The organism is Bradyrhizobium sp. (assembly GCF_030697065.1).
In the GTDB taxonomy this organism is placed as follows: Bacteria; Pseudomonadota; Alphaproteobacteria; order Rhizobiales; family Xanthobacteraceae; genus Bradyrhizobium.
Window position 1 is genome coordinate 1 of the sequence record NZ_JAUYQU010000041.1, and the last position, 18,166, is coordinate 18,166.

General features: G+C 64.2%; 17 protein-coding genes, 1 tRNA gene and 1 pseudogene. 13 read left to right on the forward strand and 6 right to left on the reverse strand.

Going from position 1 to position 18,166, the window contains the following annotated elements:
- Window positions 1-765, forward strand: a pseudogene (locus tag Q8R73_RS02900) (DNA primase); the annotation flags it as partial.
- A gap of 366 nt (window positions 766-1,131) precedes the next feature.
- Window positions 1,132-3,270, forward strand: a complete 2,139-nt coding sequence (gene rpoD / locus Q8R73_RS02905) for an RNA polymerase sigma factor RpoD (RefSeq protein ID WP_305718050.1) — start codon at window positions 1,132-1,134, stop codon at window positions 3,268-3,270.
- Window positions 3,271-3,412: 142 nt separating this feature from the next.
- Here rpoD and Q8R73_RS02910 read toward each other — a convergent pair whose 3' ends face one another.
- Window positions 3,413-3,772, reverse strand: coding sequence for a hypothetical protein (locus Q8R73_RS02910; protein WP_305718051.1), 360 nt, complete (start codon window positions 3,770-3,772; stop codon window positions 3,413-3,415).
- 85 nt (window positions 3,773-3,857) lie between these two features.
- Window positions 3,858-4,841, reverse strand: coding sequence for an MBL fold metallo-hydrolase (locus Q8R73_RS02915; RefSeq protein ID WP_305718052.1), 984 nt, complete (start codon window positions 4,839-4,841; stop codon window positions 3,858-3,860).
- Between the two features lie 116 nt (window positions 4,842-4,957).
- Here Q8R73_RS02915 and Q8R73_RS02920 point away from each other — a divergent pair, with 116 nt between their 5' ends.
- Window positions 4,958-5,890: a LysR family transcriptional regulator gene (locus tag Q8R73_RS02920; RefSeq protein ID WP_305718053.1), complete on the forward strand. Its 933-nt coding sequence runs from the start codon at window positions 4,958-4,960 to the stop codon at window positions 5,888-5,890.
- 116 nt (window positions 5,891-6,006) lie between these two features.
- Here Q8R73_RS02920 and Q8R73_RS02925 read toward each other — a convergent pair whose 3' ends face one another.
- Window positions 6,007-6,891: an OmpA family protein gene (locus Q8R73_RS02925; RefSeq protein WP_371126017.1), complete on the reverse strand. Its 885-nt coding sequence runs from the start codon at window positions 6,889-6,891 to the stop codon at window positions 6,007-6,009.
- A gap of 301 nt (window positions 6,892-7,192) precedes the next feature.
- On the opposite strand from Q8R73_RS02925, the gene Q8R73_RS02930 reads away from it, so the two are divergent.
- From Q8R73_RS02930 to Q8R73_RS02945, 4 genes are all read left to right on the forward strand, one after another.
- Entirely contained in the window at window positions 7,193-7,465 is a 273-nt protein-coding gene (locus Q8R73_RS02930) for a DUF4160 domain-containing protein (RefSeq protein ID WP_305718055.1), read from the forward strand.
- Window positions 7,458-7,724, forward strand: a complete 267-nt coding sequence (locus Q8R73_RS02935) for a DUF2442 domain-containing protein (RefSeq protein ID WP_305718056.1) — start codon at window positions 7,458-7,460, stop codon at window positions 7,722-7,724. The genes Q8R73_RS02930 and Q8R73_RS02935 overlap by 8 nt, the downstream gene beginning before the upstream one ends.
- A 25-nt stretch (window positions 7,725-7,749) precedes the next feature.
- The gene (locus Q8R73_RS02940; RefSeq protein ID WP_305718057.1) at window positions 7,750-8,550 is read left to right on the forward strand and encodes a lytic transglycosylase domain-containing protein; all 801 of its coding nucleotides are present in this window, start codon (window positions 7,750-7,752) and stop codon (window positions 8,548-8,550) included.
- A 106-nt stretch (window positions 8,551-8,656) separates the two neighbouring features.
- Window positions 8,657-9,460 carry a lytic transglycosylase domain-containing protein gene (locus Q8R73_RS02945; RefSeq protein ID WP_305718058.1) on the forward strand — a complete coding sequence of 268 codons (804 nt, stop codon included), beginning with the start codon at window positions 8,657-8,659 and terminating at the stop codon, window positions 9,458-9,460.
- 178 nt (window positions 9,461-9,638) lie between these two features.
- Here the strand turns inward: Q8R73_RS02945 and Q8R73_RS02950 are convergent, their stop codons facing one another.
- Window positions 9,639-10,487: an SDR family oxidoreductase gene (locus tag Q8R73_RS02950; RefSeq protein WP_305718059.1), complete on the reverse strand. Its 849-nt coding sequence runs from the start codon at window positions 10,485-10,487 to the stop codon at window positions 9,639-9,641.
- Window positions 10,488-10,607: 120 nt separating this feature from the next.
- On the opposite strand from Q8R73_RS02950, the gene Q8R73_RS02955 reads away from it, so the two are divergent.
- The 3 genes from Q8R73_RS02955 (at window position 10,608) to Q8R73_RS02965 (ending at window position 13,734) form a co-directional block, all read left to right on the forward strand.
- Window positions 10,608-11,219 carry a LysE family translocator gene (locus Q8R73_RS02955; protein WP_305718060.1) on the forward strand — a complete coding sequence of 204 codons (612 nt, stop codon included), beginning with the start codon at window positions 10,608-10,610 and terminating at the stop codon, window positions 11,217-11,219.
- Window positions 11,220-11,864: 645 nt separating this feature from the next.
- Window positions 11,865-13,100, forward strand: coding sequence for a GGDEF domain-containing protein (locus tag Q8R73_RS02960; RefSeq protein ID WP_305718061.1), 1,236 nt, complete (start codon window positions 11,865-11,867; stop codon window positions 13,098-13,100).
- A 10-nt stretch (window positions 13,101-13,110) separates the two neighbouring features.
- Window positions 13,111-13,734, forward strand: a complete 624-nt coding sequence (locus Q8R73_RS02965; protein WP_305718062.1) for an N-acetylmuramoyl-L-alanine amidase — start codon at window positions 13,111-13,113, stop codon at window positions 13,732-13,734.
- 255 nt (window positions 13,735-13,989) lie between these two features.
- Here Q8R73_RS02965 and rpoH read toward each other — a convergent pair whose 3' ends face one another.
- Both rpoH and Q8R73_RS02975 read right to left on the reverse strand, forming a co-directional pair.
- Entirely contained in the window at window positions 13,990-14,889 is a 900-nt protein-coding gene (gene rpoH / locus Q8R73_RS02970) for an RNA polymerase sigma factor RpoH (protein ID WP_305718063.1), read from the reverse strand.
- A 216-nt stretch (window positions 14,890-15,105) separates the two neighbouring features.
- Window positions 15,106-16,122, reverse strand: a complete 1,017-nt coding sequence (locus Q8R73_RS02975) for an RluA family pseudouridine synthase (RefSeq protein ID WP_305718064.1) — start codon at window positions 16,120-16,122, stop codon at window positions 15,106-15,108.
- Window positions 16,123-16,142: 20 nt separating this feature from the next.
- Here Q8R73_RS02975 and Q8R73_RS02980 point away from each other — a divergent pair, with 20 nt between their 5' ends.
- The 3 genes from Q8R73_RS02980 to Q8R73_RS02990 all read left to right on the forward strand — a co-directional run.
- Complete coding sequence (locus Q8R73_RS02980; protein WP_305718065.1) at window positions 16,143-16,478, forward strand: hypothetical protein; 336 nt, start codon at window positions 16,143-16,145, stop codon at window positions 16,476-16,478.
- 166 nt (window positions 16,479-16,644) lie between these two features.
- Window positions 16,645-16,719 (forward strand) — tRNA-Glu (locus Q8R73_RS02985).
- A gap of 874 nt (window positions 16,720-17,593) precedes the next feature.
- Window positions 17,594-18,166 (forward strand): hypothetical protein (locus Q8R73_RS02990; RefSeq protein ID WP_305718066.1); only part of this gene is annotated, 573 nt, incomplete at its 3' end.

Genomic DNA, 18,166 nt, shown 5'->3' on the forward strand with positions numbered 1-18,166 from the left:
CCGGAAGGCGGCCGCGGCGGCTACGGCCGCGGCAATTTCGGCGGCCGCGGGCCAGGCGGCTTCGGCGGCGAATCAGGCCGCCGCTTTCCGGCCCGGGCCACCTTCACGCCGGGGGCGGCCGGCCGAATCGAGCCGCGCGGCCGGGCCCACCCCTCGGCGGCCAGCCAGACCATCAACCGCGGCCCCTACCAGGCGGCGAGCCCGCAACTGGCGCTGAGCCCGATCATGCGCGGCCAGCGCAGCGCGATTTCCCGCCGCGAGGCGCTGATTCTGCAGTCGCTGATCAACCACCCCTGGCTGCTGCACGACCACCTCGAGGAGGTGGCGGCGCTGGAAATGGCCCATCCCGAAGCCAACAAGCTGCGCGCCGCCGTGATCGCCGCCTTCGCCGGCGACCACCACCACAGCCCGGAACCGGAGGAACAGGCCGGGAAAATGCGCGCTGACCTCGCCGCGCGGGGATTTTCCGAGGTTCTTCAACGGGTTGAACGGGCGATCACTACCCAGGCGGTGTGGGGCGTGCAGCTCGGCGCCGCCCGCGAGGACGTTCTTTCCACCTGGCACCAGCTGGTCTCCTTGCATCGTCAATGGCACTCCTTACTTAGGGAATTGAAAGATGCCGAGCAGGCGCTTGGCGACGAGGCCAGCGAGGCCAATTTGGCGTGGCTGCGCGATATCAAGGCCCGGCTGGAGGAAGTGGACGGCACCGAGGCCCTGATCGAGGGTTTTGGGGAGCTTTCGGGCCGGTCCCAGCGGAGCGTCTGACAAAAATGCTGCGGACGGCCGCCGCCGGAACCGCGAAAAGACTCGCCAAACCCATGGTTTGGCTGCAAAAACAGGATCGACAGGGTTAATCGAAGCTTAATTGCCCGCGGGCTAGAAGCTCAAACCCGGCGAGAGATTTTTCGAGGGGTGGCGAGGGGTGTGCGCCGCCCTTTCCGCGTCGGAGCATGATCCGGAAAAAGCCTGCCTCGCGCTTGATGCGGATGGGCACCGGTTTTCCGAAAGGATCATGCACGAAATAGATGAGAGCGCGATGATGTTTCGAACAGACATCATCGGGCGCAAGCGACACCAATTCAAAGCGGGCAGCGGCAACGCCCCGGCATGAGCGCGTTTGGAGAGCATTGAATGGCCATCAAGGCAAAGACGCTGCAGGCGAAAGACAAGGAAAAAGACGACAAGGCAGCGGACGCCCCCGAGAAGGATTCCCCGGACGCGCCGTCGCCGTTGCTCGACCTGTCGGATGCCGCCGTCAAGAAGATGATCAAGCAGGCCAAGAAGCGCGGCTTCGTGACCTTCGATCAGCTCAACGAAGTCCTGCCGTCCGACACCACCGCGCCGGAGCAGATCGAGGACATCATGTCGATGCTCTCGGACATGGGCATCAACGTCTCCGAGGCCGAGGATTCCGACAGCGACGAGGAGAAGCAGGAAGACGCCGAGGACGAGACCGACAACGAACTGGTCGAGGTCACGCAGAAGGCCGTCACCGAGGTCAAGAAATCCGAGCCCGGCGAGCGCACCGACGATCCCGTCCGCATGTATCTGCGCGAGATGGGCACCGTCGAGCTGCTGTCGCGCGAGGGCGAAATCGCCATCGCCAAGCGCATCGAGGCCGGCCGCGAGGCGATGATCGCGGGCCTGTGCGAAAGCCCGCTGACCTTCCAGGCCATCATCATCTGGCGCGACGAACTCAACGAGGGAAAAATCTTCCTTCGCGACATCATCGATCTGGAAGCGACCTACGCCGGCCCCGACGCCAAGAACAACATGAACCCGCTGCTGGCGGCCCCGGTCGGCCCCGACGGCCAGCCGGTCCCGGCCGGCGCCAACAACGGCGCCGCGATCGCGGCCGCGGCACCGGCGCATGTCGCGCCGCCCGCCGCCCCGCCGGCGCCGACCCCGTTCCGCGCCGCACCGGCCGCGGCCCCCGAAGCCGAAAAGGATCCGGCCGAGGCCGCCGCCGAAGGCGATCTGGACGACGACGAGTTCGAAAACCAGATGTCGCTCGCCGCCATCGAGGCCGAGCTGAAGCCGAAAGTGGTCGAGACCTTCGACAAGATCGCCGACAACTACAAGAAGCTGCGCCGCCTGCAGGAGCAGGACATCTCCAACCAGCTGCAGAACGAAACGCTGTCGCCGGCGCAGGAGCGCAAATACAAGAAGCTGAAGGACGAAATCATCGTCGAGGTGAAGTCGCTGCGGCTCAACCAGGCCCGTATCGATTCGCTGGTCGAGCAGCTCTACGACATCAACAAGAAGCTGGTCTCGTTCGAGGGCCGCCTGCTGCGCCTCGGCGACAGCCACGGCGTCGCGCGCGAGGATTTCCTGCGCAACTACCAGGGCTCCGAGCTCGATCCGCGCTGGCTCAACCGCGTCTCGAAACTGTCCGCCAAGGGCTGGAAGAATTTCGTCCACCACGAAAAGGACCGCATCAAGGAATTGCGCCACGAGATCCAGTCGCTGGCCGCACTGACCGGCCTCGAGATCGGCGAATTCCGCAAGATCGTGCACGGCGTGCAGAAGGGCGAGCGCGAGGCGCGCCAGGCCAAGAAGGAAATGGTCGAGGCCAATCTCCGCCTGGTGATTTCGATCGCCAAGAAATACACCAACCGCGGCCTGCAATTCCTCGATCTGATCCAGGAAGGCAACATCGGGTTGATGAAGGCGGTCGACAAGTTCGAATACCGCCGCGGCTACAAGTTCTCGACCTATGCGACCTGGTGGATCCGGCAGGCGATCACGCGCTCGATCGCCGACCAGGCCCGCACCATCCGCATTCCCGTGCACATGATCGAGACCATCAACAAGATCGTGCGCACGAGCCGGCAGATGCTGAACGAGATCGGCCGCGAACCGACCCCCGAGGAATTGGCCGAAAAGCTCGGCATGCCGCTGGAGAAGGTCCGCAAGGTCCTCAAGATCGCGAAAGAGCCGCTGTCGTTAGAGACCCCCGTCGGCGACGAGGAAGATTCGCATCTCGGCGATTTCATCGAGGACAAGAACGCGATCTTGCCCATCGACGCCGCGATCCAGTCCAATCTGCGCGAAACCACGACGCGGGTCTTGGCCTCGCTGACGCCGCGCGAAGAACGCGTGCTGCGCATGCGCTTCGGCATCGGCATGAACACCGATCACACGCTGGAAGAAGTCGGGCAGCAGTTCAGCGTTACGCGTGAGCGTATCCGGCAGATCGAGGCGAAGGCGCTAAGGAAGCTGAAGCATCCGAGCAGGAGCCGGAAGCTGCGGAGCTTTCTGGACAACTGACAGCTTCCGTCACCCCCGCGTAACGGCTTCGCCGTTATCGCTGGAAGTGGCCGCTTTTTCAGCCGCCATCGAAGGGCGACGGCTACCGGGCATCCATCAAAGAAAATCGGCGGGCGAAGGCCCGCCGCCTTTTTTCTCGAGGTTAGTTCGCCCGCACCGCATTCCTATCCACCCGCTGCTCCACCAGCCGCAGTGTGCCGCGCGGTGCGTCGTCATCCGGTTCCCGCTGCCCGATCGCCATGATCGCGGTGCCCATCGCGGTGGAGCCGAAGGTCACGACGAATCCGAACAGCAGCAGGCCGAGCGCGGTGCCGGGCGAGGAGTCCGCGAGGATCAGGTCGCGCAGGCCCGAGGGATTGAGCGCCAGCAGGCCGCCGACCAGCAGCGTCGCCAGCGTGGTGCCCGCGGCGAGGTTGATCGCGAGCAGCCGGAACAGCGGCACGCGCAGCAGCCTGAACCTGCGGGGGCGCGGCGCGCGATCGGGCGTTCTGGTCGTCGTCATCGGTTGGCCTGCCTTCGCTCTCAAGCCCTTCTATCAGAACGCCGCGGCCGGCCGAAGGCCGGCAATGCATACCCGTGCTGCGCGCTCACCCCTCGAACCGCCACCCCGCCGCCACCCAGCGATAGCCGCCATCCGTGATTCTGATGTTGCCGATTCCCGGAAACGGAAAATGAAATCCGAGAACCGGAATGCGGTCGGTGGCGGCACGGTCGAACAGGCGCTTGCGGGTCCGGGTGGCGGCTTCGGGATCAAGGTCAGGCCCCGGCCGCCACGGATGGTCGATGTTGAGAAGCGGGCTGTAGGCCGCATCCGAGGTGATCAGCAGTTGTTCCCGGCCGGAATGAACCAGGATCGCCGACATGCCGGGGGTGTGGCCGCCGGCGGCGATCGTGGTGACGCCCGGCAGCACCTCGCTGCCCGGCGTGTAAAGCACCACGGATTTGGCCACTGGCGCCAGGCTTTGCTTGATGTTGGCGATGAAGGCCCGGCGAAAATCCTCCGGCATCGGCAGGCGCGACAGGTCCGGCTCGTTGCGGATGAAGAACGTCCAGTCGTCTTCGGGAACATGCACGGCTGCCCTGGGGAAGGCGGCCCCGCCATCCGCGCCGCGCAGATTGCCGACATGATCGGGGTGGGTATGGGTGATCACGATGGCGTCGATGTCTTCGGGGCGCACGCCGATCGCCGAGAGATTGGCGAACAGGCGTCCGCCATTCGGACCCATTGTTTGCGCCGCGCCTGCCTCGATCAGGATCCTGCGGCCGCCGGTCTCCAGCAGCAGCGTATTCAGATTGAGCGTGAAGCGGTCGAGGGGAAGAAACGCATCGCCCAGGGCCTTGCCGAGATCGTCCGGCGGCGCGCTCGAGGCATAGATGCGGGGATTTCCGCTCAACGTGCCGTCGCTGACGACGGTGGCCCTGATGTCGCCGATCCGGAAGCGGTAATGGCCGGCATTGCGGCTCGCTTCCGGCTGTTGCGCGCGCGCCACGGAGAGTCCGGAATGCGGCGCCAGTGCTGCAGCCACGCCTGCCCTGAGCAATGCACGGCGGCCGATACCCATTGCTGCCATCGATGTCTCCGGAACCGCGCGGCACGCCGTGTGCCGCGTCCAGTCCGGTTCTTCTAGCCGGCGCTGGTGTCATTCGCCAATGTCATGATAGAATTCACGTTATGCATTCATCGGAATTGGCTAGGGTCGACCTCAATCTGCTGGTGGTGCTGCATGCGCTGCTGGAAACCCGCAGCGTCACCCGGACCGCGGAACGGCTGGGCAGCAGCCAGCCGGCGGTCAGCCGCGCGCTGGCGAAATTGCGGCATCTGTTCGGTGACCGCCTGATGGTGAAGGGCGCCAGCGGCATGATTCCGACGCTGCGCGCCGAAGCCATGATCGAGCCGCTGGCGAACCTGCTCGGGAACGTCGAGACGTTTCTGCTGAAGCCGAAATTCGATCCTGCCGCCACGGAGCGGGTGTTCCGGATTGCCACCACTGACTATGGCGCGCTGGCGGTGCTGCCCAACATCGCAGCAAGGCTGTCGCGCGAGGCGCCCCGCGCCGCGATCGAAGTGGTCAGCTTCACGCGCGATGTGTTTCGCACCCTTGCCGAGGGCCAGGTCGATTGCCTGCTCTACAGCGACAATCCGGTGCCGGGTTCGTTTCGCGCGCGCGAACTGTTCCGGGAATCCTTTGTCAGCATGGTCCGGCATGGCCACCCGCTGCTCGGCCAGATCCGCGGCGGCAAGGATGCCCTGCCGCTCAAGGTCTTTACGGCCTGGCCGCACATCCTGGTCAGCGTGTTCGGCGGGCAGGGCGGCCCGATCGACACCGCGCTGGCCGCGCGCGGGCTGAAGCGTCACGTCGCGATGCAGGTGCCGTATTTTGCGACGGCGGCCGTGATCACGGCGGCATCGGATCTGCTGGTGACCATGCCGTCGCGCGCGGCCCACCAACTCGCACCGAGGCTTGGCCTCGTCATCCTGAAGACGCCGCCGCTGGTAAAGCCCTGGGGCTATCGTCTGCTGTGGCACGAACGCAGCCATGGCGACCCCGGTGCGGTCTGGCTGCGCCGCCTGGTGATCGAAGGCAGCCGGCCGGCGCGGGGGGTGGCCAGCGGATCCTAAGTTTCAAGATAGAGGTATCATGGTAGTTAAATCGGCCGTGGCGCCATCATTGCATGGGGTTGTTTTCAACATTTTGGTCGGACGGGCGTAGCCGCCGCGTCCGGGCCGGATGGTCCCTACGGCGCCACCAGCTCAACCCGCCGGTTCAGCGTCCTCCCGGCCTCATTCCCGTTCGACCCGACCGGCGCCAGATGCGCGACACCGGCGGTGCGCAGCCGCGGCGCGCCGATGCGGTAGTGCTTCACCAGTTCCTCGGCGACCGCCTCGGCGCGGCGGCGCGACAGATCGAGATTGTAGGCGTAGGGCCCCTGGCTGTCGGTGTGGCCGACGATGAAGACGTTGAGCTGCGCCTCGGCCGCCAGCAGTTTTGCGATCTGCTCCAGGGTGGGGCGGCTTTCGGGCTTCAGCACCGCCTTGTCGGTGTCGAAATAGATGCCGTAGAGCGCGATGCGGCCGGTGTCGCGCAGGCCCTTCGACATCGCGGCCGCGTCCACCATCCTGTTCTCCATCGGGCGCAGTTCGGTCACGGTGAGTTGCGCGTAGATCTCGCGGTTGTTCTCGCTGACGACGATGCTGGCATAGGCCTCGCGCGCGGCCTCGGTCCTGCGCCCGGCAAAATACTGGTAATTGAAACCGTCGATCCACATCTGTGGGATCGGCAGCGCGTCGATCGCCTCGACGAAGGGAATGCCGCCGCAGGCGTCGGTGTCGCAGGCCAGCAGCTTTTCGAATCCGATCTTGGTCAGTTGCGTCTCGAAATTCCGGAACACTTCCAGGATCGAGGGGCCGGGATTGCTGCGATAGGCGATCCGCGTGACCTTGCCCTCCAGCCGCCGCGCATCGGCCGGCTGGCCGTCCTTGAAGGGCGCCGCCTGCACCCGCGCGGCGTCGAAATCCTTCACCTCGTATCCGGTGATCACGCTGCGGGCGAAGCGCCCGACGCCGGGAAAATCCCGCGCCCCCGCCACGTCGCGCGTCTGCGCGCCGGCGCCGGCCGGCATGATGAGAACGAGGGCGAGCAGCAGGAAAAGCGGCTTGACGGTCGGGTGCGGAGCCATTGAAGGAATTCCTGAAAATTTTGGGGAAGCATGCGGGGCATGGAACGCGGCGGGCCGGCCGCCAGCATGCCCTGCCGGAACGTCCGAAATTATGACCGGGGGGACGGGCGCGGCAAGGGCTAGGGCGGATTGCCACGGAAAAGCCCGGCCGGCTGTTCATGGGTCATCGTTGCCGGGCTTGATCCGGCAGACCATGTTCCGAGAGGATGGATGCGCGGGACAGGTCCGTGCGTAACGGAGACGGATGCCGATGCCGACGATTGCTTATTTCTATGGCATCGCCATCCGGATGTATTTTGCCGATCATCCGCCGCCGCATTTCTTTGCGACGTATAGTGGACATGAGGCCAACGTCTCGATTGAGACCGGCGAAGTCATCGAAGGCCGCCTTCCCGCCAACGCCGCGCGTCTCGTGAAGCAGTGGGCACTGGCGCATCGCGGCGAACTGGAGGATAATTGGAGGCGGGCGCGTATCCGTACGCCGCTTGTCAGAATTGCGGGTCTCGACGATGATTAAAGTTGCGAAAATCAAGTGTCTGGGTGGACACCGGCTACACGCAACGTTCAGCGACGGCATGGCTGGAGAGTATGACTTCACCTCTATCGTAGGCGAGGGCGGCCCGATGGCCGATCCCTTGCGCGATCCGGCCTTTTTCGCGCGCGTATTCCTTGAAGATGGCGCGCCGACCTGGCCGAATGGTTTTGACGCCGCGCCCGGTTGGCTGCGTCGGGAGATCGAAGCGGCCGGCGCGCTGTCTCGGGATGTAGCGGCCTAGCTGATCGCAAGCCGGGGAATTCTTGATGACGAAAAGAAAGGTGCTTACGACGGCCACGTTAGCAACCCTGGCCCTGCTCGCAAGCCTGAGTTCGCCGGTCCACGCCGCCCAATGCGGCAATTCCGCCGCCGGTTATGAGGCCTGGAAACAAGAGTTCGCCGGTGAAGCACGCGCAAAGGGTATCAGCGCCTCGACCGTCGCGGCGCTGATGGCGACGAGTTACGCGCAGGCCACCATCAATGCCGATCGTGGCCAGCGCAGTTTCAAGCTGTCGCTGGATCAGTTTCTCGCCAAGCGCGGCGGTCCGGCCATCGTCGCCAAGGGCCGCTCGCTGAAGCAATCCCAGGGCGCGCTGTTTGCGTCGATTCAGCAGCGCTATGGCGTGCCGCCGGGGCCGCTGCTCGCGATCTGGGGCATGGAGACCGGCTTCGGCAGCCAGCGCGGCAACCAGAACATGCTCGCCTCGATCGCCACGCTTTCCTACGACTGCCGGCGCTCGGCCTTTTTCACCGAGCACCTCTACGCGGCGCTGCAGCTGATCGACCGCGGCGTGCTCGCGCCGGCGCAGCGCGGTTCCATGCATGGCGAAGTCGGCCAGACCCAGTTCATGCCGAAGGCGATCCTGGCCTATGGCACCGGCAATCTGGAAAACTCCGCCAACGCGCTGAACTCGACCGCGAATTTTCTGAAAGCGCATGGCTGGCGCGCCGGCGCCGGCTACCAGCCGGGCGAACCCAATTTCGCCGCCATCCAGGCCTGGAATGCCGCCGGAGTCTACCAGAAGGCCATCGCGCTGCTGGGCCGCCAGATCGACGGCGGCGAGTGAAGCTGGCGTTACACTCTCCACCGTCATGCCCGGGTTTGCGGGAATCTCCCTCGCGCCACTTTCGCATGGCATAAGCGGGGCAATCGGGCCGTCACAAGGGATTCGCATGCGCAAGCTTCTACTGGCCGTTTCGTTCTGCACGCTCCTCGCCACCCCCGCGCTCGCCGCGCGCTGCGGCGGCGACTTTAACACCTTTGTGGCGGCGATGTCGGCGGAGGCGCAGGCGGCGGGGGTTTCGCAGGCTGTGATTTCGCAGGCGCTTTCCGGCGTGACGCAGGATCCGGCGGTGCTCGCCTTCGACCGCCGCCAGCGCGGCACCTTCAACAAGACCTTCGAGCAATACGCCTCGACCCGGGTCGGTCCCGGGCGCATCAAGATCGGCCGGCAGATGCTGCAGCGCCATGCCGGGCTGCTGGCGCGGATCGAGAAGCGTTTCGGGGTGCCGCCCGAGATCGTCGTCGCGATCTGGGGGCTGGAATCCGATTACGGCAAGGGCGACATCGGCAAGATGCCGGTGGTCCGCACGCTCGCCACCATGGCGCATGACTGCCGCCGCACCGAGCTGTTCCAGGGCGAACTGCTGGCGGCGCTGAAGATCGTCCAGCGCGGCGATCTTCCACTGAAGGACATGACCGGCGCCTTCGCCGGCGAAATCGGCCAGACGCAGTTTTTGCCGTCGTCCTACATCAAATACGGCGTCGATTTCGACGGCAACGGCCATGTCGATCTGCGCCACAGCATTCCCGATGTGCTGGCCTCCACCGCCAATCTGCTGCACGTCTCCGGCTTCAGGAACGGCCAGCCCTACAGCGAGGGCACGCCGAACTTCGAAGCGATGCGCGAGTGGAACCGGTCCTCGATCTATCGCAAGACCATCGGATATTTCGCGGACCAGCTGATGGGGCGGTAGGGCTGCCGTCATTCCGGGGCAGCCGCAGGGCTGAACCCGGAATCTCGAGATTCCGGGTTCGATGCTTCGCATCGCCCCGGAATGACGACCGCTGAAGCACACCCACCACCGTTAATCCCCGTTCGCGGGGATGACCAACGGGGTGATGCGAGCGCAGTGCTTCGCTTCGCTCAAAACGTCACCCCTGTTTGCCCGCCTTCGCCATCTTCTCGATCTTGCGTGCCAGCACCGCCCAATAGGTGCCGGGGCGAAAGCGCTGCAGCAGGTCCATATAGCGGGCGTCGTTGCCGATCAGGATGCGCGGCTGGTTCTTCTCGATGCCCGCGATGATCCGAAGTGCTGCGGCGGCCGGGGTGGTTTTCGCCACCGCGTCGAAGCGTTCGATCGACTGCGCCCGGCGCGCATTGTCGGTCATGCCGGTGCCGGGGCGCGAATTGCGGGCGATGCTGGTGGCGACGCCGCCGGGATGCACCACCGAGAGACGCACCGGGCTGTTCGTCATCGCCAGTTCATGCCGCAGGCTTTCCGAAAAGCCGCGCACCGCGAACTTCGCCGCCGCATAGGCGGTCTGGCCGGGCGGCGCGATGATGCCGAAGATCGAGGAGAGGTTGACGATGTGCGCCTCCGGCTGTTTCGACAGATGCGGCAGGAAGGCGCGGGTGCCGTGCACCACGCCCCAGAAGTTGATGTTGACGAGCCATTCCATCTGCGCCTGGTCGACCTCGTCGAACGTCCCCATCAGCGCCACGCCGGCATTGTTGATGACGATGCCGAGGCGGGGATGCGCCGCGATCGCGGCTTGCGCGAAGCCCTGGATTTCAGGGGGTACGCCGACATCGACCGTGTGCAGCGTGACCTTGCGCTGGTGCACTTTGGCGATCTCGGCGGCGAGCGTCCGAAGTCCCGCCTCGTCGCGGTCCGCCAGCGCCAGATCGCAGCCGCGCGCGGCCAGTTCGAGCGCCAGCGCCCGGCCGATGCCGCTGGCGGCGCCGGTGATGGCGGCCGCACTTCCGTCAATCGCAGTCATCAGGTGTCACTCCAGGATTGGAACATCGCCGGTCAACCCTTATCGGGCTGACGGGCTTTGGCAACCGGACGGGAGCACACAAGCTTCCTCGGCCGCCGTCAGCGTGATAAGGCCAACGCCATGTCGTGGTCCTTCCTCCTGACGTCGCTGATCGTGGTCGCCTCGCCCGGCACCGGCGTGCTCTACACGCTGGCGGCGGCGCTGACACGGGGGTTTCGGGCCAGCATCGCCGCGGCCTTTGGCTGCACGCTCGGCATCGTGCCGCATATGCTGGCCGCCATGCTCGGCCTTGCCGCCGTGCTCCACACCAGCGCCCTGGCGTTCGCCGTCCTGAAATATTGCGGAGTGATTTACCTGCTGTACATGGCCTGGCAGGCGCTGCGCGAACGGGGCGCGCTGGCGGTCGATACAAGGCTCGACGGCCGGTCGGCCAGGCGCGTGATCGTCACCGGCATCCTGATCAACATCCTCAATCCGAAACTGTCGATCTTCTTCCTGGCCTTCCTGCCGCAGTTCATCGCAGCCGGTGAGGGCCATCCGCTGGCGCGAATGCTGGAATTGAGCGCTACCTTCATGGCGATGACGTTCGCGGTGTTCGTGCTCTACGGCCTGTTCGCGGCCTCCGTCCGCGATCGCATCGTGACCAGGCCCAGGGTGATGACCTGGCTGCGCCGCGGTTTCGCCGCCGGATTCGCCGCGCTCGGCGCGAAACTGGCGCTGGCGGAGCGGTAGCCGTCCGACCCATCCAGCCTGGAAGCCAGCAACGAGGGTTAGCCTCAAAACAAGAAAGGCGAACCCGAGGTCCGCCGCTGTCGCAAAACGATCTGCCGCCGGGTGCCCGGGCAGAGCCGAAGCTCCACCCGGGCTCGAACGCTACTTCTTGGCCTTCTTCTTCTTCACGACCTTCTTCGCCTTTTTAGCCTTCTTCGCTTTCTTAGCCATAGTATCCTCATTGGGTTTAATGGGTGGAAACGCGACACGAGGCTTGCTCGGGGAGGGCTTGGCCTCGCAACAGCCTCAATCGTCATCCGAACAGATTCGCGGGCGACTGCCCCGCGCTGTCACGCCGGTGTCATTGCGTTATCCACAGCTGTTACGCGTTCTCGGCGGCCATTCAGCCCGGCAATGCATTCCGAACACTCCATCACGGTTAACGGCGCGCCAACGCGAACTGCGAAACTGCGTCGATCGGGTACAGGCTGACAGCGCGATGGTGCGCCGCGCAATCTTCACGATTTCAAAACCACGGCGAGGATTGCTCAGCCACGGTGACAGTCCGTTAAGCGGCGGGGGCGCAATTTGCGCGCAACACGGGGGTTTCATGGATCGATTGTTGGACAACGGGGGAGGCGGGGCAATGCGCGTTCGGGCTTCGCGATGCTGAGTGTACCGACGCTGTGGACGGCGTTCATCATCAATTTTCTCGCGCTGGGCCTGATCTGGGCCTACGTCACCCGCTGCTATCCGAAATTCGCGGCGGCGCCGTTCTGGACCGCTTCGGCATTTGCCGCGGCCCTCGGCGCGTCGCTGGCGAGCCTGCGCATCGTGATGGATTCGCTGCTGCCGCTGCTGGCCGGCGGTACCGTGCTGATCTTCGCATCCTGCCTCGCCGCGATGGGCGTCAGGCGGTTCTACGACCGGCCGGTCGGCTGGCGGCAGACCGCGCTGATCACCGGATTGGGCAGCGCGGGCATGACCCTCTTCACCTTCGGCTACGACAGCCAGCCGATCCGGATGTTTATCTATTCGGTCGCCCAGGTGTTGCCGTTCGTGCTGACCATCAGACTGCTGCTGGCGCGGGAGAACGGCCGCGTCAATGCCGGCGCCCGGCTGGCGGCCAGCGTCGCCATTGTGATTGTTGGCATCTATGCCATGCGCGTGACCGGCAACCTGCTGCATATCGGCGTCGAGTTTTCCTTCACCCGTTTCAGCCCGATCCATTCGCTATCGATCCTGGCGTTGATGTTCCTGTCGATGTCGTGGAATTTCGGCTTTCTGCTGATGGCGATGGACCGGTTGCGCAACGAGGTCGCGGATCTCGCGCTGCTCGACGATCTCACCGGCGTCGGCAACCGGCGGCATCTGCTGCAGCGCCTGACCGAGGAATGCGCGCGCTCGGAGCGCAACGGCGAGCCGTTCGCGCTGCTGGTGATCGACCTCGACGGCTTCAAGGCGATCAACGACACCCATGGCCACGCCGCCGGCGACGCCTGCCTGCAGCATTTCACCCTGATGGCGCAGACCCGGCTGCGACCCGGCGATCTGCTGGCGCGCACCGGCGGCGACGAGTTCTGCGTCGTGCTGCCGGCCTCTACGCTGCGGGAAGGGGCGATGATCGCGCGCCGCATCCTCGACGTCTGCCGCGAGGACGCGCAAGCCTGCGTCGGCGCCGATATCCCGATTTCGCTCTCGATCGGCGTCGCACAATGGACCCGCGAGATGGGTACATTCCCGGACAAGGTGATCGCCGCCGCCGACCATGCGCTCTACGCCGCCAAGAAGGACGGCAAGAACCGGCACGCGGTTTACGATCCCGCTCCGCCGCTGGCCCCCGGAAGCGATCCCGCGGCGATGCCGGAACGAGCCCTGCGCAAGCACGCGCAGGCGTGCTAGACACCAGGTCATGAATGTTCGCCTGTTGGCGATGGCGCTGAGCGCCATCCTGAATGTTGCACCGGCCATCGCCCAAACGCCCGATCTCGCGGTCATCGCGCGGGCGTCGGGAACCCCCGAGATTCCGGGCCTCAAAATGGTCTGGCTTGCGCCGTGGGGCGAGGTTGCAAAAGCCCATCCGTGGAAAAACATCATCGTGCACCAGACCGAGGGGCCGGCCGGCTCGGCGCGTGGCGGGGCGCAGGCGCAAGCCAAAAACCCGACGCGGCGCGGCGTCACGGTCTGGGTCGAGACCGACGGCACGGTATACTGGGCGGTGGCGGAGCATCTGGTGCCGACGCATGGCGACGGCGCCAACCGGAACGACAACAAGTACATCGACAACCGCCCGACCTTCCGTCAGGTGGTCGGCCGCAATTCGATCGGGGTGGAGTTCGCCGGCAACTATCCCGACGTGACGCGCGGCGCCACCGAGGCGCAGATCGCGGCATGGCGGATATTGTTGAAAGTGCTTCGGACCCGCTACGGCATCCCGCTCGAACGGGTCTATGCGCACAACTGGATCGACTACAAGGACGCGCGCTATTGCGAAGGCTGCGCGCTGGCGACGCTGGCGAGGGAGTGGGGGGATTAGCCCCATGTACAGAAGGGCTGGTTTAGCGGCATTGGCGCAAGAGCCCCTTTGCCCCCATCTCAGCTGTCATCGCCCGGCTACGACCGGGCGATCCAGTACGCCGGTGACATCTGTCGTAGCCGGGCCGCCGCGGGGTACCGGATCCCCGCCTTCGCGGGGATGACGAGTTGATTGTGTTGTCGCAGCGTTGCTTCCTACCAACAAAAAAGCCGGCGTCGCCGCCGGCTTTCATTACTTGTTCGGATCGCGCGCTGATTAATGCGCGGCTTCCAGCGCGGCCTGTTCCTGCCGGGCGATGGTGCCCTTGACCGCCGACTGCACCTTCTCGAAGGCGCGGACTTCGATCTGCCGCACGCGCTCGCGCGACACGCCGAATTCGGTGGCGAGGTCTTCCAGCGTCATCGGGTCTTCCGCCAGACGGCGCGCCTCGAAGATGCGGCGTTCCCTGGGGTTGAGCACGCCGATGGCGCCGTTCAGCGCCTGACGGCGATGATCGAACTCCTCGTGCTCGGCCATGATGGCTTCCTGGTTGGGCGAGTTATCGACCAGCCAGTCCTGCCATTCGCCGGCCTCGCCGTCGTCACGGATCGGCGCGTTGAGCGACGCATCGCCGCCGAGACGGCGGTTCATGTCGATCACATCCTGGGCCGTGACGCCGAGGCGCTTGGCAATCAGCTTCACCTGGTCGGGGTGCATATCACCCTCGTCCAGCGCGGAGATCTTGCTCTTCGCCTTGCGCAGGTTGAAGAACAGCTTCTTCTGGTTCGCGGTGGTGCCCATTTTCACGAGCGACCACGAACGCAGGATGTATTCCTGGATCGAGGCCTTGATCCACCACATGGCATAGGTGGCGAGTCGAAAACCCTTTTCGGGCTCGAACCGCTTCACCGCCTGCATCAGGCCGACATTGCCTTCCGAGACGACCTCGGAGATCGGCAGACCGTAGCCGCGATAGCCCATGGCTATCTTGGCCACGAGCCGGAGATGGCTGGTGACAAGGTGATGTGCCGCGTCGCGATCGTCATGCTCGCGCCAGCGTTTGGCGAACATGTATTCCTGCTGGGGTTCCAGCATCGGAAACTTGCGGATCTCGGCGAGGTACCGGGACAGGCCGGATTCTCCATTGAGAACCGGCAGGGTAGCTGTACGGGCCATTCTAGCGCCCTCCAGTGGTTCAGGCCCCCGACAGCGGCGGGCCCGGCAGACGAGCGCTGTGTTAAAGCCGCCCGGGCTGCGATGTTCCGCGTTGGATATTCAACGCACGTGCAACATACACCAAATCGCGGCATTTAGGGAAGGATTGCTGACGTCACGTGCGCGTGTGTCTGGTATAACCTGTTGGCATACCAGCGCTTTTCTGGCCGGCCTGCGTCATAGCGCCGCTTGCAGGGCGTTCAGCAGAAGAAGTAAATCCTGCGGCAGGGGGCTTTCCCAGTGCAGAATCTCTCCAGTTTTTGGGTGTTCCAGCGCCAGGAGATATGCGTGGAGCGCTTGCCGGCCGAGGGCGGTCAGCGCCGCCTGGCTCCGGGGACCGAGGTGGCTGGACTTGGTCTTGAAGTGCGGGCCATACACCGAGTCGCCGAGCAGGGGGTGGCCGATATGGGCCAGATGCACCCGGATCTGGTGGGTGCGGCCGGTCTCGAGCTGGCAGGCGAGCAGCGCCGCGACCGGCTTGCCGTCGCGCCCGTTGAAGGTTTCCCGGATTTCCCAGTGGGTGATGGCCTCGCGGCCGCTATCGCGCACCGCCATTTTCTCGCGGGCGTGGGGATGCCGGTCGATCGGCGCATTGACCGTGCCGCGCAGCCGGTTCGGCACGCCCCAGACCAGTGCCAGATAGCCGCGCCGCATCTCGTTGGTGCGGCCGTGGTCGGCGAACTGCTCGGTCAGCGATTTATGTGCGCGGTCGTTCTTGGCCGCCACCATCAGCCCGGTGGTGTCCTTGTCGAGGCGGTGCACGATGCCCGGGCGTTTGACGCCGCCGATGCCGGACAGGCTGGCGCCGCAATGGGCGATCAGGGCGTTGACCAGGGTGCCGGTCTCGTGGCCGGCGGCGGGATGGACCACGAGGCCCCGGGGCTTGTCGATGACGATGATGTCGTCGTCCTCATGGACGATATCCAGCGCGATATCTTCGCCGGATGGCTCGGCCGCGACCGCTTCCGGCACGTCGATTGTAATCGTATCGCCCGCGGTGACATGATAAGCGGGGTCGCGGATGGCGACGCCTCCGGCGGTGACGGAACCCGCCAGGATCAGCGCTTTCAGCCGCGAGCGCGAAAGCTGCGGCTGGCGTATGGCGAGCACGCGGTCGAGCCGGACCGATCCCTCGTCGCCGGCGACGGTGACCTCCAGCCTCTGACCGCTATTCGACGCCGAGCCTTGTTCCATCTGCCTTTGAAGAGCCCTGAATGACCGAAGAAGTTGCGCCGCCCCAACCGACACCCGAACAAGCCGCGCTGTTCGCGCGGGTACGGCGGCTGATGCTGATTGCGGGACTGACCACGGCGCTGGCCGTCGGCGCCGTCCTGATCGCCATCGGCTACCGCCTTTTCCGCGCCGAGGGAAGCGTTGTCGCCACCGACACCACCTCGATGCTGCCGAAAGGCGCCCGGATCGTCACGACCGGCCTCGCGGGCGACCGGCTGGTGGTGACGCTGGATGTCGGCGGCGTGACCGAAATCCGCACCTTCGACGCCAGGACGCTGAAACCGGCCGGACGGCTGAAATTCGTCAGCGAGCCGTAGAGACCAACGCCCGAGCCGTCATTCCGGGGCGCGCGTCAGCGCGAACCCGGAATCTCGAGATTCCGGGTTCATGCTTCGCATGCCCCGGAATGACGACCGGGCTGCAAGCCCTTCCGCCAAAGCCTTCTTGCAGCCGGCGGATTTCAAGGCTATTCCCTTTTTCTCCGCTCCCTTCGTCTAGCGGTTAGGACGTCGCCCTCTCAAGGCTGAAACAGGGGTTCAATTCCCCTAGGGAGCGCCAATAGAATCAAGGCTTTACGCGACGGTCGGCCCACGCCTTGGTCGGCTTCTTCAAATTTTCTTCAACACAGTTTGTCGAGAAATCGCACGCTTCTACCCCCCTTGGACGCCCAACTTTTGAGATTCTCTTGCTGAGTTCGGGACGAAGTGATCGCGCGCGAGCTTTCCCGAACGGCAATGAACAACGAGAGTTGGCAACGCGACTCTCTATGATCGTTTAGTCTGCCTTCGCCATTTGGCCTGCATTATTGAATTCTCCGTGCCATCGCTCGCGCGAAATCATCGCGCTCCCAGCGCGCCTATTGATGATTTTGCTTGGAACAATCGCGTCTGAACGGTAATGTAATCGGTGATGGACCACCGCAGACGTTAAAGATCTTAGACGAAGCGTCAGCGTACTGATCCTAGACTGGCCGACTGATTAGGAGAGACGTCTCGAGGTCGCTGGACGACTAGAACGTCGAGGCTTCATGTCTCTGCCGGCGGATTGCATTAGTTCCGCCTTGCAGGCAACGAGTGTCCACGAAGACGTTGCTGAATGCTTACTTCGTGGCTCGACGCGGCGGGCAATAGGCCTGCAACTCGCGGCCGACCGTTGAATCCACAAATTTCAGATCAACCTAAGCTGATTTTTGTCCGCTCTTGATTGAGCGGCTGTGGAGGACTTTGCCTATGGGCACGTCGGAAAAATACACGGAACGAAATTGCTTCAGTTTGGAGGAGTTCTGTTTTCGTAACGGAATTGGACGCACCACCGCTTACAAGGAAATCAAAGAAGGTCGCCTTCATCCGAAGAAGGTCGGGCGGCGCACTCTGATTTCGCTCGAAGAGGAAGCACGCTGGTTTGCTAGCGTGCCCGTTGGAGGGCAGTCGACATGATCAATCGCAAGAATCGTCACGTGTCTTCACCCAGCAAGGGGCATGACAAGGCAAATCCCTTCAAATTGGATGCCAAGGTAAAGAGTCTGATCAAGGAACTGGATTTAGCAGGACGGAGGTATAAGAAGAAAAACCAAGGCCACCGCGATCAAGTTTACGCTTCAATGCAGACGGCGCAGCGTGTGATTGCCGAATGCCTGAAGAATGGGGATACCTATACGAGATTTCTCTATGCTGCGCGACGTAATCAGCAGAACGCTCGCAACCGTTCGTTCATTTTGTCTCTCGAAGCGATGGCACGAGCCATGGGTGCGATCAATATTCCAGCTAGGAAGCTGGCATCGAAGCGGGCCAAAGTTCTGGACTACCTTCGCAAGACTGGAGTGAAGGTGGACGATACGGCGGCGGCGCTTAAGGAGGAGGGATTAGAAGGCCTTTATGCGAAGGTTAGGAAGGACTCCGATAAACCAAAGAAGAAAGGAGAAGCGAAATCGCGTCAACATGATAGCAAGATCACTCAAACCTCTCCGTCTCTGATTGGCCGTGGTGCACCTCGCGCAGGTCATAAC

Coding starts and splice junctions, on each gene's coding strand:
- Q8R73_RS02935 (WP_305718056.1), top strand. CDS start 7,458: ATGATTAAAGTTGCGAAAATCAAGTGTCTGGGTGGACACCGGCTACAC.
- Q8R73_RS02965 (WP_305718062.1), top strand. CDS start 13,111: ATGAATGTTCGCCTGTTGGCGATGGCGCTGAGCGCCATCCTGAATGTT.
- Q8R73_RS02915 (WP_305718052.1), bottom strand. CDS start 4,841: ATGGCAGCAATGGGTATCGGCCGCCGTGCATTGCTCAGGGCAGGCGTG.
- rpoD (WP_305718050.1), top strand. CDS start 1,132: ATGGCCATCAAGGCAAAGACGCTGCAGGCGAAAGACAAGGAAAAAGAC.
- Q8R73_RS02910 (WP_305718051.1), bottom strand. CDS start 3,772: ATGACGACGACCAGAACGCCCGATCGCGCGCCGCGCCCCCGCAGGTTC.
- Q8R73_RS02930 (WP_305718055.1), top strand. CDS start 7,193: ATGCCGATGCCGACGATTGCTTATTTCTATGGCATCGCCATCCGGATG.
- rpoH (WP_305718063.1), bottom strand. CDS start 14,889: ATGGCCCGTACAGCTACCCTGCCGGTTCTCAATGGAGAATCCGGCCTG.
- Q8R73_RS02980 (WP_305718065.1), top strand. CDS start 16,143: ATGACCGAAGAAGTTGCGCCGCCCCAACCGACACCCGAACAAGCCGCG.
- Q8R73_RS02975 (WP_305718064.1), bottom strand. CDS start 16,122: ATGGAACAAGGCTCGGCGTCGAATAGCGGTCAGAGGCTGGAGGTCACC.
- Q8R73_RS02940 (WP_305718057.1), top strand. CDS start 7,750: ATGACGAAAAGAAAGGTGCTTACGACGGCCACGTTAGCAACCCTGGCC.
- Q8R73_RS02960 (WP_305718061.1), top strand. CDS start 11,865: ATGCTGAGTGTACCGACGCTGTGGACGGCGTTCATCATCAATTTTCTC.
- Q8R73_RS02950 (WP_305718059.1), bottom strand. CDS start 10,487: ATGACTGCGATTGACGGAAGTGCGGCCGCCATCACCGGCGCCGCCAGC.
- Q8R73_RS02925 (WP_371126017.1), bottom strand. CDS start 6,891: ATGCCGGCCGGCGCCGGCGCGCAGACGCGCGACGTGGCGGGGGCGCGG.
- Q8R73_RS02945 (WP_305718058.1), top strand. CDS start 8,657: ATGCGCAAGCTTCTACTGGCCGTTTCGTTCTGCACGCTCCTCGCCACC.
- Q8R73_RS02955 (WP_305718060.1), top strand. CDS start 10,608: ATGTCGTGGTCCTTCCTCCTGACGTCGCTGATCGTGGTCGCCTCGCCC.